Annotated in this window: 12 protein-coding genes and 1 pseudogene; 4 read left to right on the top strand and 9 right to left on the bottom strand. The window is 49.2% G+C overall.

The features are described 5' to 3' along the window. A partial coding sequence (locus ACR0QE_RS03080; protein WP_432626896.1) for a zinc ribbon domain-containing protein occupies positions 1-460 on the top strand: 460 nt, incomplete at its 5' end. Between the two features lie 156 nt (positions 461-616). Then, the gene (locus ACR0QE_RS03075) at positions 617-1,450 is read left to right on the top strand and encodes a deoxyribonuclease IV (protein WP_432626895.1); all 834 of its coding nucleotides are present in this window, start codon (positions 617-619) and stop codon (positions 1,448-1,450) included. Between the two features lie 200 nt (positions 1,451-1,650). On the opposite strand, the gene ACR0QE_RS03070 is transcribed toward ACR0QE_RS03075, so the two are convergent. The 4 genes from ACR0QE_RS03070 to ACR0QE_RS03055 form a co-directional block, all read right to left on the bottom strand. Continuing rightward, positions 1,651-2,250: an AAA family ATPase gene (locus ACR0QE_RS03070; RefSeq protein ID WP_432626894.1), complete on the bottom strand. Its 600-nt coding sequence runs from the start codon at positions 2,248-2,250 to the stop codon at positions 1,651-1,653. 91 nt (positions 2,251-2,341) lie between these two features. After that, complete coding sequence (locus tag ACR0QE_RS03065; protein ID WP_432626893.1) at positions 2,342-2,971, bottom strand: flavodoxin family protein; 630 nt, start codon at positions 2,969-2,971, stop codon at positions 2,342-2,344. Positions 2,972-3,217: 246 nt separating this feature from the next. Further along, positions 3,218-4,057 carry a bifunctional 5,10-methylenetetrahydrofolate dehydrogenase/5,10-methenyltetrahydrofolate cyclohydrolase gene (locus ACR0QE_RS03060; RefSeq protein WP_432626892.1) on the bottom strand — a complete coding sequence of 280 codons (840 nt, stop codon included), beginning with the start codon at positions 4,055-4,057 and terminating at the stop codon, positions 3,218-3,220. Positions 4,058-4,164: 107 nt separating this feature from the next. Next, the gene (locus ACR0QE_RS03055) at positions 4,165-4,791 is read right to left on the bottom strand and encodes a cyclodeaminase/cyclohydrolase family protein (RefSeq protein ID WP_432626891.1); all 627 of its coding nucleotides are present in this window, start codon (positions 4,789-4,791) and stop codon (positions 4,165-4,167) included. Positions 4,792-4,982: 191 nt separating this feature from the next. On the opposite strand from ACR0QE_RS03055, the gene mscL reads away from it, so the two are divergent. Beyond that, positions 4,983-5,465 (top strand): large conductance mechanosensitive channel protein MscL, encoded by a 483-nt coding sequence (mscL, locus tag ACR0QE_RS03050; RefSeq protein WP_432626890.1) that lies wholly within the window; start codon positions 4,983-4,985, stop codon positions 5,463-5,465. Between the two features lie 231 nt (positions 5,466-5,696). Here the strand turns inward: mscL and ACR0QE_RS03045 are convergent, their stop codons facing one another. From ACR0QE_RS03045 to argC, 5 genes and pseudogenes are all read right to left on the bottom strand, one after another. Further along, entirely contained in the window at positions 5,697-6,902 is a 1,206-nt protein-coding gene (locus ACR0QE_RS03045) for an aspartate aminotransferase family protein (protein WP_432626889.1), read from the bottom strand. Between the two features lie 73 nt (positions 6,903-6,975). After that, positions 6,976-7,866 (bottom strand): annotated as a pseudogene (argB, locus tag ACR0QE_RS03040) (acetylglutamate kinase); the annotation flags it as partial. Between the two features lie 22 nt (positions 7,867-7,888). Beyond that, positions 7,889-9,112 carry a bifunctional glutamate N-acetyltransferase/amino-acid acetyltransferase ArgJ gene (argJ, locus tag ACR0QE_RS03035; protein WP_432626888.1) on the bottom strand — a complete coding sequence of 408 codons (1,224 nt, stop codon included), beginning with the start codon at positions 9,110-9,112 and terminating at the stop codon, positions 7,889-7,891. Positions 9,113-9,202: 90 nt separating this feature from the next. Beyond that, entirely contained in the window at positions 9,203-9,667 is a 465-nt protein-coding gene (locus tag ACR0QE_RS03030; RefSeq protein ID WP_432626887.1) for a GNAT family N-acetyltransferase, read from the bottom strand. Between the two features lie 90 nt (positions 9,668-9,757). Then, a complete protein-coding gene (gene argC / locus ACR0QE_RS03025; RefSeq protein ID WP_432626886.1) occupies positions 9,758-10,798 on the bottom strand; it encodes an N-acetyl-gamma-glutamyl-phosphate reductase in 1,041 nt (346 codons plus the stop codon). 340 nt (positions 10,799-11,138) lie between these two features. Between argC and ACR0QE_RS03020 the strand changes: the two genes are divergently transcribed. Further along, positions 11,139-12,368, top strand: coding sequence for an argininosuccinate synthase (locus ACR0QE_RS03020; protein WP_432626885.1), 1,230 nt, complete (start codon positions 11,139-11,141; stop codon positions 12,366-12,368). Positions 12,369-12,390 lie beyond the last annotated feature (22 nt).

Raw genomic sequence — 12,390 nt, 5'->3', positions numbered from 1 at the left:
TCGCGAAATCATTCAGTATCTTTGCGAATGGAACGGGATTCGCTGTATTGAACAGGAAGAAAGCTATACCTCAAAGGCAAGTTTTCCTGATCATGATCCGATCCCGGTATACCAAAAAGAAGATTCCACAAAATATACGTTTTCCGGTAAGCGAAAACCGACTCGCTATGCAGGAATATATAAAAAAGATGGATTTCGCGGTCTTTATCAAACAAAAAATGGCATGATCATCAACTCTGATTTAAATGGATCTGCGAATATTTTGAGAAAAGCATATCCGCAAGCCTTTACCGGGGAAAGTCTGCCTTGTTTTGAGAACGTTTTTATCATTTTTCATCCTGACTATGAAAATCAGAAAAGAAACCGTGAAAAACAATTACAGGCAAACCATTTGCCCAGCAAATCAAAACAAAAACGTCAAAGACGAAAAGAACATACTTTTCGGCAAACTGTCGCTTAAAAGTAATCCCATTGGGATAGGGCTTTGTGAATAGCCATAAGCCACTTATCGTAGTCTTTCAGAAAACACGCCTGATGGCGTAGGAAACGGAGACTTCAGACGTGGTAATTCATAATAAATATGATATCATTGATTTTTTAGAAAGGAACTTTCACTATGCTCACAATCGGATGCCACCTGTCTTCCTCCAAGGGCTACCTTGCGATGGGAAAAGATGCTGTAAAAATCGGCGCAAACACCTTTCAGTTTTTCACGAGAAATCCCCGGGGCGGCAATGCAAAAGCCATAAACCCCGAGGATGTCAAAGCCTTTCTCGATTTTGCTGCGAGAAACGGAATCCACCAGATCCTCGCTCACGCCCCGTACACACTCAACGCCTGTTCTGCCGATGAAGGTCTGCGCGATTTCGCCTGCCGGACAATGGCAGACGACATGGAGCGGATGGAATTCACACCGGGAAACTGCTACAACTTTCACCCGGGTTCCCACGTCAAACAAGGGACAGAGACCGGCATTGCCTATATCAGCGAAATGCTGAACAAAATTCTCAAACCCGATCAGCACACAACGGTTCTTCTTGAGACAATGTCCGGAAAAGGCAGTGAAGTCGGCCGGACCTTTGAAGAGCTGCGTGAAATCATTGACCGCACTGAGCTCTCCGACCACCTCGGTGTCTGTCTCGACACCTGTCACGTCTGGGACGGAGGATATGACATCAAAGATCACCTCGATGAGGTTCTGACAGAATTTGACCGCATCATCGGTCTTGACCGCTTAAAAGCAATCCATCTAAATGACAGCCAGAATCCTCTCGGCGCCCACAAGGACCGCCATGCACGCATCGGCGAGGGATACATCGGAAAGGATGCCCTGATCCGCGTCATCAATCACCCCGCCCTGCGTTCCCTGCCCTTCTACCTCGAGACCCCAAATGCGACCCTCGACGGATATGCCGAGGAGATTCGTCTGCTCAGGGAAAATTACCGCTGACACTTAAACGGCTAAAGGAGTGGGATTTTCGCGCAATTGTTGTAAATCTCTCTCCTTGGCAATATAAGCAAACGAACTTTGACACAAACAACAGAGAGACAGCCGAACACGTCTTACTTCGACTCTGCCCGGCTGCCTCTCTGTTTCTTTTTTTAAGCGTTTTTCTGTTCAAGTCGACACAAGCATCGACTTGGTGCGACTCACTTTTCCAGCTTTACACTATTTGCGATGATCTCCACGCAGGTCTCCACACCCAGTTTGCCACTGTTCAGGCTCAGGTGGTAGTTGCGCGGATTTCCCCACTCATTTCCGCTGTAATACTGGTAGTAATCACGACGCTTGCGATCAATCGCACGCATCCGGCTCTCCAGCTTCTTTGCCGACTCTTCCGGCTCAAGCGCCTGCATGCGCTCCAAGCGTTTCTTCATGCTCGCACAGATGAAGACATGGAACCCGTTCTCCACGATGATGTCTGAGCAGCGGCCGATGATGATACACGGACCCTCCTGCTCTAACTTGCGGATCATCTGGGACTGCGCCAGAAAAATCTGATCCGAGACCGGCACCTCATACAGGGGAGAAAATGGATTGACCGAAACGTACTCCTGATCGACCCGCACCTTTCTTCCAATCACCTCGTCATTCGCATGAAATACTTTTTCTGCGATATTGCTGTCCTCTGCAGCCAGAGAAATGATCTCTTTATCGTAAAACGGAATCCCCAGCTTTTCTGAAAGCCGGAATCCAATCTCGCGCCCGCCGCTTCCAAACTCACGGCTGATGGTAATCACTTTGCTCATAATTGCATGGCCTCCTCTCGTGTATGAAGCACTCTCCATCTCGGGAAAGTACCATCAGTATATCACGTTTGCGGGAAGAATTCTACCGCTTTTAGCGGATAAAGTTTGTTCTCTGGCGAACTTCTTCCGGCTGCGGATGAGTGAATCCTGCCGCCTCTCCCGCCTTGATGCAGCGGATCAGCCATGCCAGATTTCTTGCCAGATCGCGCATATTCTGAAGGCCTTCCAGATCCTGACGCACCTCTTCCGGAGTATTTCCGTGAACCATATTCCAGTACTGCCCGGAGACAACCGGCATCCGGTTGATCGTGAAATACTTGTTCAGCACGTCGAGAGAAGCCGTTGTTCCCGCACGTCTCGCAGAAGCCACTGCAAATGCCGGCTTATATGCAAGATCCGCACTGCCTGAGTAAAAGAGACGATCTAAAAATGCCTGGATGCGTCCACTCGGATGTGCATAGTAAACCGGGGTGCCGAACACGAAGCCATCTGCCTCCTTCGCCTTCTGTCTGACCTCATTTACCATATCGTCATCAAACACACACTTTCCGAGTTTTCCGCAGGCTCCACAGCCGATGCAGTCGCGGATCGCATTCTTTCCGAGCGAAATGATCTCCGTCTCAACGCCCTCCTTCTCCAGCACATCCGCAACCTCTTTCAGTGCCGTGTAAGTACATCCATAATCATTGCTGCTTCCGTTAATCAACAATACTTTTGACATGTGAAATTCGACCCCTTTCTACAAACCCTTAACTATTATTCTATTTCTACATAAAACTATTTCTTATTCTGCTCCTCAATGCGACGTAAGGCGAGAAAGTCCATGCAAACCCGTGTGAGGCGTCGGTGTTTAGACTGCGTATTTTGCAGTCTTATGCACCGCTACGCCGAACCCGGAGTGAGAACGAGTTTGCATGACTTTACTCGCCGTCGGAGCTACATAATCCATATCACAAGAATTACACTCCTATTTTTTCTTCGCCCACGCCTGCACCAGATGCTTCGCCAGAACCGCTGTCGTCACCGCACCGACACCGCCCGGAACCGGAGTTGCCATCGAGGCATGTCCCTCAAGAGACTCAAAATCCACATCGCCGCAGAGCTTTCCGTTCTCATCCACATTGATGCCGACATCGATCACAACTGCACCGTCCCCGACATACTCCCCGTCAAGCATTTTTGCCTTTCCGGCTGCTGCACAGAGAATCTCGGCATTCCGGCAGGTTTCCTTTAAATCTTTCGTGCGGGTATGGCAGATCGTCACCGTCGCATTCTCCTTCAAAAGAAGCATTGCAAGCGGACGTCCGACCACCATGCTTCGTCCGACCACAACTGCACGTTTTCCGGAAATCTCGATCTGATTCTGTTTCAGAACTTCCATGACAGCCTCCGCTGTGCACGGTGCAAAACCGCTCTGGTCTCCCGCAAAGACTTTCGCAATGTTGACCGGTGAGATTCCGTCAAGGTCCTTCTCCGGATCAATCATCTTCTCGATGTCTTTCTCGCAGATCTGCTTCGGCAGCGGGCGGAGCATCAGGATGCCCGTCACGTCCGGATCCTCGTTGATCTTCTTGAACTCTGCCTTGAACTCTGCATCGCCAATGTCAGCCGGAAATACGTAGGACTGCACTCTCAGCCCGAAATTTCCCATCTTCTTTGTAGCACCCTTCTCATAAGAAATATCATCCGGTCTCTCCCCGACACGGATGATCGCTAACTTTGGCGCCTCGCCGGAAAGCGTTCCCAGAATGTCCTGTACCTCTTCTTTGATCTTTGCAGAAACTTCTGCTCCCTTTAATGTAACCATCTCGTCTCGCTCTCCTCTCTCATTCTCAGAATCTGCCTGAACCTCTTATCTGAATGAACTTCTTATTTAAATGAACTTTTTATCTGAACTTTTCTTCGTTATGCTATCTATCTCAGTTTCTCCTGAACCCGTCCGTAAATCTGATCTGCCAGATAAATGCCATCACGGAGAAGTGCATCCGCCTCACGGTTCAGTTCCTCCGCCTTATCGCGATCCTTCATTGAGCGGGTGTTGATGTAAATGTTCATCACAGCACCCGTCACAGCGGAACGTGCAAACTGCGCCGCCACACCGATATCAGAGACTGCCATCCGGCTTCCCTTCTCCTCGAGAACATCGAGTGCCTTTAAGACCTCCATCGCCTTTCCCATCATCTGAAGCGGAACAAGGCTCGCTGCAAGGAGGTTCTTCTCCATCTCCCAGTCTTTCGCTGTGCGCTGTTCTTCCGTCTCGGTCGGCATGGAATAAGCTGCCGCAAGCGGAGCAAATACCTGTGCGTCCTGATCTGCCAGATCAAGAAGATCATTCTGAAGTCTCTCGAGATGCTCACAGAGCTCTTTGACCTCTCTCTCCACATCCGCATAACGCTTCTTGCCGATTGTCAAATTGGAAACCATCTGTCCAAGTGCCGCTGCAAGCGCGCCGCCGAGTGCAGATGCACCGCCGCCGCCCGGTACCGGTGCCTTTGATGCCAATGCCTGAATCCATATTCCCATTTCCTGTTTTTCTATCATAATGATCCTCCAGCTAAAAGATGTTATCACTCATTGGTCTTTAGTGATGCTTATCACTTTTCGCTCAGTATACCATACCGGGCAGAATTTTTAAAGATTCCTCCAGAAAGTTCGGTTGCATTGTCCGTTAAAATTCTTTATACTAGTACTTAATGAACCATACAATACTTTCGATAGGGGGATGAGTTACTGTGAAAAAATTACTCAGTGAATTCAAAGATTTCGCCTTAAAAGGCAACATGATCGATCTCGCTGTCGGCGTAATCATCGGCGGTGCCTTCAACAGCCTCGTCAAATCGCTTGTTGAAAACATCGTCATGCCGGCACTCAGCCTTTTGACCGGTCGAATCGATTTCACCAACAAATTCATTGCACTGAACGGTCAGCACTATGCCACACTCGAGGAGGCAAAGGCTGTAACTTCCACGATCAGCTACGGTCTGTTCATCACGGAAGTCATCAATTTTTTGATCATGGCATTCGTGATTTTCCTCGTTGTCAAGCAGCTGAACAAGTTCCACAAACCGGCTCCGGCCCCGGAACCGCATGAGAAGACCTGTCCGTTCTGCAAGACAAAGATCGATCTCGATGCTGTCCGCTGTCCGCACTGCACCTCCATTCTCTCCGAGGAGCTGAATGAACAGATGCGAAAAGCGCTCGCAGAAGAAAAATAATCTTACCGTTCAAAAAATTTCCAGTAAAAAAGGTGCTGTCGCGAAACCGAAATGACTGACAAAGTCATTTCCGGTCAAATCTCCGACAGCACCTTCTTTTTTCGCTCTGCATACTACCTGTCAACAAGATCCATGAAACCTCTCCCAGATTCCTGTTTCTGTTGTTCCGCAAAACACTGCAAGGCAAAAAATTGTTAGTTCTTTACAATCTCTCTTCTGAAGTCTTTCGGCTCAGTCTTCCTTCACAACCGCCTGGATTGCTCTCTCAAGACGGACTGCCATCTCATCCACATCCTTCTTCTCAATCACGAGCGGCGGAACAAAGCGGAGAATGTTTGCTCCTGCGCTGATCAGGACAAGATGCTGATTTAAGAGTGCATCCGAGACGATCGGGCCAACTGCCGTGTCAAATTCCAGTCCCTGAATCAGTCCGAGACCACGGTGTGCCTTGATGCAGGAATACTTTTCTTTCAGCTGCTCAAGTTTCTCCCAGAGATATGCCCCTGTTGCCTGAACCCGCTCCGGAATCTGCATCTCCTCAAACAGATCAAGCACTTTTGAAGCTGCTGCACAGACAAACGGATTTCCGCCGTAAGTTGTGCCGTGATCGCCCGGAACCATCGCGGTTGCAGCCTTTCCGCATGCGAGAAACGCGCCGATCGGGACACCATTTCCAAGTGCCTTTGCAACGGTCATGACATCCGGTTTTACCCCGTATACCTGCCATGCAAACATCTCTCCGCTTCTGCCCATTCCACACTGGATCTCGTCGAGCATCAGCAGGGCATCATGCTCATCACAGAGCTTGCGAACGCCCTCAATGAATTCCGGATAAGCCGGATAGATTCCGCCCTCGCCCTGAATCGTCTCCATCAGAACGGCACAGGTCTTATCGCTGAACAGCGCCTTCACGCTCTCAAGATCGTTGAAGTCCGCAAACTTGATATTCGGGATCAGCGGCTTGAACGGATCCTGATAGTGGTCATTTCCGGTCACGGACAAGGCGCCGAGGCTGCGTCCGTGGAACGAATGATGCATGGCAATGATCTCATAATCCGGTGCCATTCCCTTGTTGTAGGCATATCTCTTTGCGATCTTGAGTGCACCCTCAATCGCCTCAGTTCCACTGTTTGTGAAGAATACCTTCTCCATTCCGGATACTTTTAAGAGCTTCTCTCCTGCCTCAACTGCCGGCTCATTGTAGAACAGGTTGGAGGTGTGACAGAGCTTGTCGATCTGATTCTTCAGAGCATCCTTGAATGCCTCGTTGCTGTATCCAAGTCCCATAACAGCGATGCCGGCACCAAAGTCAAGGTACTCCTGTCCATCCGTATCGTATAAATTTACGCCCTCGCCGTGGTCAAACACGACCGGGAAACGATTGTAAGTCTTGTAGAGCACCTGCTCTGCCCGATCAATATACTGTTTCTTATCCATCTTATTTTCCTCCCTGGCACTCCTGCTCCTGCAATTTACGGTCAAATCCTGTCTTCGGAAGACCTGTCTCCTCGTGAGAGTAGCGCTCTGCTCCGTGTTTCAGGATTGCAGTACCGATTCCTCGGTTCGTGAAGATCTCAAGAAGCAGACAGTGTGCGATTCGTCCATCGAGAATATGCACCCGGGATACGCCGTTGTTGATGGCATCGATGCAGTTCTGAAGTTTCGGGAGCATGCCTCCGCCAAGAGAACCGCCGGATACGAACTCCTGCGCCTCATCGACCGTCATCTCGGAGATCAGGGAAGACTTGTCCTCAAAGTCGCGGTAAACACCCTCGACATCCGTCAGGAATGCGAGTTTCTCTGCCTTGACTGCACGGGCAATCGCACAGGCCGCATCGTCCGCATTGATGTTGTAGCTCTGGAAATCATCATCAAATCCGATCGGACAGATGATCGGCAGGAAATCCTTCTCGAGGAGATCGTAGATGATCTGCGGGTCAACCTCTGTGATATCTCCGACAAATCCAATGTCCTCTCCCTTGGAGTATTTCTTCTTGCACTTGAGCATCATGCCATCCTTGCCGCTGATGCCGACTGCCTTGATGCCGAGCTCATTGACGAGCTGTACGAGACTCTTATTTACCTTGTTGAGCACCATCTCCGCGATCTCCATCGTCGGCTCATCGGTCACGCGCAGACCGTTTACAAAGTGCGGTTCCATTCCGACTTTGCCGACCCACTTGCTGATCTCCTTGCCGCCGCCATGGACGATGATCGGCTTGAATCCTACGAGTTTCAGAAGAACAACATCCTGAATGACCTGATGTTTCAAGTGCTCGTCCACCATCGCGCTTCCGCCGTATTTTACAACGATAATCTTTCGGTTAAATCTCTGAATATACGGAAGTGCCTCGATCAGAACTTCCGCTTTCTGCATCTCACTGATTTCACTGAATTCCATACTCATGATAAAGTGGCTCCTTTCAGGACCGGTAATCGGCATTGATTTTTACATAGTCAAATGTCAGATCGCATCCCCACGCTGTCGCGGTTGCGTCTCCCATTTTTACATCTGCGGTTGCAGTGACTTCCGGCTCGGAGAGGATCTTTGTTGCCTCCTCCTCACTGTAATCGAGCGCCACGCCGTCCTTAATGATCTGCATCTTTCCGGCTTTACTCTCAAAGTAGAGGTCAACTTTCTCCGGATCAAACTGTGCACCGGAATATCCCATTGCGCACAGGATTCTTCCCCAGTTTGCATCGTGGCCGAAAATCGCTGCCTTCGTCAGGCTTGAGGTGATGACGGATTTTGCAAGCGTCACTGCCTGTGCCTTCGTCTCAGCGCCGACAATCTTGACCTCAAACAGAGCCGTGCATCCCTCTCCGTCGCCTGCCATCTTCTTGGCAAGCGTCTCATTGACGTAGTTGAGTGCCTTGCAGAACTCCTCGTAATCTGCATTCTTCTCTGTGATCTCCGGGTTTCCTGCCATTCCGTTTGCAAGCAGAAGCACCGTATCATTCGTCGAGGTATCACCGTCAACCGAAATCATGTTGTAGGTGTCCTTGATGTCCTCGCTCAAAGCCTCCTGGAGAAGTTCTTTGGAGATTGCAATATCCGTCGTCACAAACGCAAGCATCGTGCACATATTCGGGTGAATCATTCCGGATCCCTTGCACATTCCGCCGACGGTTACAGTCTTTCCGCCAATCTCAATCTGAACGGCAACTTCCTTCTTCTTCGTATCCGTTGTCATGATCGCCTTTGCCGCCTCGGTACCGCTCTCAAGGCTTCCGTCAAGCTGCGGAGCCATCGCCTTGATTCCGCTTTCAAGTTTTTCAATCGGGAGCTGCATGCCGATGACACCGGTCGATGCGACGAGAACTGCATCGGTTGGAACGTGCAGAACCTCTCCGGCTGCCTGCGCCGTCTTCTCACAGTATCCAAGTCCCTCTGCGCCGGTACATGCATTTGCGATTCCTGCATTGACTACGACCACCTGTGCAAAGTCAGACTCTCTCACAATTTTCTGATCCCACTTTACCGGAGCGGCTTTTACAATATTTGTGGTAAAAGTTCCTGCTGCGTGGCACGGCACCTGACTGTAAATCATCGCCATATCTTTTCTGTTTTTATACTTGATTCCTGCCTCTGTGGATGCAGCCTCAAATCCCTTTGCCGCTGTTACTCCGCCTTCTGTGATTTTCATGTCGTTTCCTCCCTGATGATGTATCTTAATCTCAACTCAACATCTTTTGTAAGATCCCTCACAATGCATCTTTCATATCTCTGACAGATCCTAACGGATAAAATTCGTGATATTCTCCTCATTCAGAACAAAATCATAATAGTTCATATCATCCCGGCGCTGCCAGCCCACATTGTGCCAGAATTCATTTCCCAGCGCATTGCTCTTGAACGCAACCAGACTGACTTTATTTACGCCTTCCTCCCTCAGCGCCTGCATTGCAAAATGTGCCATCCTGTGACCCACTCCGCGGTTCCGGTAGTCACTTGCCACACAGACGTGATAGAAAAATCCGGTGCGCCCATCGTGACCGCACAGAATCGCTCCGACTATCCTGCCATTCTGCACTGCCACAACGCTCGTCGTCGGATTCCGTTTCAGAAAACGTTCCACGCCCTCTCTCGAGTCATCGATCGAGCGGATTCCGAATCCCTGAATGCTGTTCCAGAGTTCATATACCTTGTCATAATCCTCCGGGGTCATCTCCCGCACGAGGATGCTCATCGTTCCTGCCATGAATTTCTTCCTGATTCTTCCTAATTCTTTCTAAAATAAAATAAATTAAATAATTCAATCAATTCCATTCATTCTTTTTTGCCGGTGAATTTACGGAAATGCCGGGATCTGCTTAAGTCCCGTATTCTCCGGAAGTCCGAACAGCAGGTTCATATTCTGCATTGCCTGTCCGGCAGCACCCTTCACCATGTTGTCGATGGCACCCATCATCACGATTCGGTTCGTGCGCTCATCAATCTTGAATGCCACATCGGCAAAGTTGCTTCCCTCTACCCAGCGCGTCTGCAGTACCTCGCCCGGTTTGAGCACGCGCACAAAGTACTCGTTTCCGTAATACTTGTCGTATACAGCCTTGATCTCCTCGGTTGTCACCGGCTTTGTCAGAGTTGCATACGCTGTTGCCAGAATTCCTCTGTTCATCGGAACGAGATGCGGGGTAAAGCTGATTGTCACCGGCTTTCCTGCCGCATAGGAGAGCTGCTCCTCAATTTCCGGGGTGTGACGGTGAGTAGCCACACCATACGGTTTCATGCTCTCATTGACCTCACAGAAGAGGCTGTCTACCTTTGCGGAACGTCCTGCTCCGGAAGTACCGGATTTTGCATCGATGATCAACGTGTTCGGATCCACAAGACCTTCCTTCACCATCGGATAAACCGAGAGGAAGGAGCAGGTCGGATAGCAGCCCGGATTTGCGATCAGACGCGCATTCTTGATCTTCTCTCGGTTGATCTCCGGAAGTCCATACACTGCCTCTGGAATGAACTGCGGGGATGCATGAGAAATCTTATACCATTTCTCATAGACATTTACATCTTTAATACGGAAATCCGCACTCAGATCGATGATCTTTGTCTTGGAGAGAATCTCTTCCGTTACCTGAGATGCACAGAAGCCCTGCGGAGTTGCTGTGAAGATCACATCTGCAATCTCGGCAAGTGCTGCCATATCGTCATCTTTGCACGGCTCATCGGTCAGATGAACCACATTTCTATAAACAGAGGCAAAATCCTGTCCTACATAGCTTCGGGAACCATACCAGACAATCTCCACGTCTTCTCTCTGCAGAAGCAGTCTGACAAGCTCTGCTCCGGCATATCCGGTTGCTCCGATAATTCCGACTTTAATCATTTTCCTCATCCTCTCATAATCATGCATTTTCTGTAACGGTTTCATGCTGCGTAAAATCGTTATCGCTTTTTTTTGACTTTCTTTTCTGTTTTATTATAGTTATTTTTTCTTTATAAGGAAAGACCCTTTTCCAAATTCTTTCTTTTCATACAAGATTTCTGTATGAGACGCACCCCTGTTTTCTTCGGATGTGCGGTTTCATAATTATACATCTGTATTGCATATTATGCAAGTATTTTTTGAATAAAATGAATTTCCCTCTTGCATTATCGCGAAAAGTGTTGTATATTTATGAAGTCTAAACGAATGAAACCAACGATACCGAGGAGGATTTTCGATTATGAAAGAGAAAGTTGTATTAGCTTATTCCGGCGGTCTGGATACCACCACCATCATTCCGTGGCTGAAAGAGAATTTCGACTATGATGTTATCTGCTGCTGCGTTGACTGCGGTCAGGGCAACGAGCTGGATGGTCTCGATGAGAGAGCAAAATTATCCGGCGCCTCCAAATTATATATTGAAGATGTTACCGACGATTTCTGCGACAATTACATTATGCCCTGCGTAAAAGCAGACGCTGTTTATGAGGACAAATATCTCCTCGGCACCTCCATGGCGCGTCCGGCTATCGCAAAGCGTCTGGTTGACATTGCCCGCAAGGAAGGTGCTGTTGCAATCTGCCACGGCGCTACCGGTAAGGGAAATGACCAGATCCGTTTCGAGCTGAGTATCAAGGCACTGGCTCCGGACTTAAAGATCATCGCTCCATGGAGAATGACCGACATCTGGACTCTCCAGTCCCGTGAGGATGAGATCGAGTACTGCAAGCAGCATGGCATTGATCTTCCGTTTGATCACAGCCACAGCTACAGCCGTGACCGCAACTTATGGCACATCAGCCATGAGGGACTTGAGCTGGAAGATCCGGCAAATGAGCCGAACTTCGAGCATATGCTTGTTCTTGGCGTAACCCCGGAGAAGGCACCGGACAAGGGCGAGTATGTGACGATGACTTTTGAGAAAGGTATCCCGACCAGCGTAAACGGCGAGAAGATGAAGGTTTCCGACATCATCCGCAAGCTCAATGAACTGGGTGGCAAGCACGGAATCGGTATCGTTGATATTGTAGAGAACCGTGTTGTAGGTATGAAGTCCCGCGGTGTCTATGAGACTCCTGGCGGAACGATCCTGATGGAAGCACACAAGCAGCTCGAGGAGCTCGTTCTCGACCGCGCTACGATGGATCTGAAGAAAGATCTCGGCAACCGTTTCGCACAGATCGTATACGAGGGAAAATGGTTCACCCCGCTGCGTGAGGCAATCCAGGCATTCATGGATGTAACTCAGGAGTATGTAACCGGTGAAGTTAAGTTCAAACTGTACAAGGGCAACATCACCAAGGCCGGCACCACTTCTCCGTATTCCCTGTACAATGAGTCTCTTGCATCCTTCACCACCGGCGATCTCTATGATCACCACGATGCATCCGGCTTCATCACCCTGTTCGGACTGCCGTTAAAGGTTCGTGCAATGATGATGGCTGAGAACAAGAAGAACGAGAATAAGTAAAAAAAAAGAGCTTTGTGTGGAA

This window comes from Brotaphodocola sp., from assembly GCF_050873065.1.
Classification (GTDB): domain Bacteria; phylum Bacillota; class Clostridia; order Lachnospirales; family Lachnospiraceae; genus Brotaphodocola.
Note: the sequence above shows the minus strand (reverse complement) of the source record. Positions and strands in the feature narration are given on the sequence as shown.

Bases quoted from the DNA above. Each gene is read 5' to 3' on its own strand.
- ACR0QE_RS03075 (WP_432626895.1), top strand. From the start codon at position 617: ATGCTCACAATCGGATGCCACCTGTCTTCCTCCAAGGGCTACCTTGCG.
- ACR0QE_RS03070 (WP_432626894.1), bottom strand. From the start codon at position 2,250: ATGAGCAAAGTGATTACCATCAGCCGTGAGTTTGGAAGCGGCGGGCGC.
- ACR0QE_RS03065 (WP_432626893.1), bottom strand. From the start codon at position 2,971: ATGTCAAAAGTATTGTTGATTAACGGAAGCAGCAATGATTATGGATGT.
- ACR0QE_RS03060 (WP_432626892.1), bottom strand. From the start codon at position 4,057: ATGGTTACATTAAAGGGAGCAGAAGTTTCTGCAAAGATCAAAGAAGAG.
- ACR0QE_RS03055 (WP_432626891.1), bottom strand. From the start codon at position 4,791: ATGATAGAAAAACAGGAAATGGGAATATGGATTCAGGCATTGGCATCA.
- ACR0QE_RS03045 (WP_432626889.1), bottom strand. From the start codon at position 6,902: ATGGATAAGAAACAGTATATTGATCGGGCAGAGCAGGTGCTCTACAAG.
- argJ (WP_432626888.1), bottom strand. From the start codon at position 9,112: ATGAAAATCACAGAAGGCGGAGTAACAGCGGCAAAGGGATTTGAGGCT.
- ACR0QE_RS03030 (WP_432626887.1), bottom strand. From the start codon at position 9,667: ATGGCAGGAACGATGAGCATCCTCGTGCGGGAGATGACCCCGGAGGAT.
- argC (WP_432626886.1), bottom strand. From the start codon at position 10,798: ATGATTAAAGTCGGAATTATCGGAGCAACCGGATATGCCGGAGCAGAG.
- ACR0QE_RS03020 (WP_432626885.1), top strand. From the start codon at position 11,139: ATGAAAGAGAAAGTTGTATTAGCTTATTCCGGCGGTCTGGATACCACC.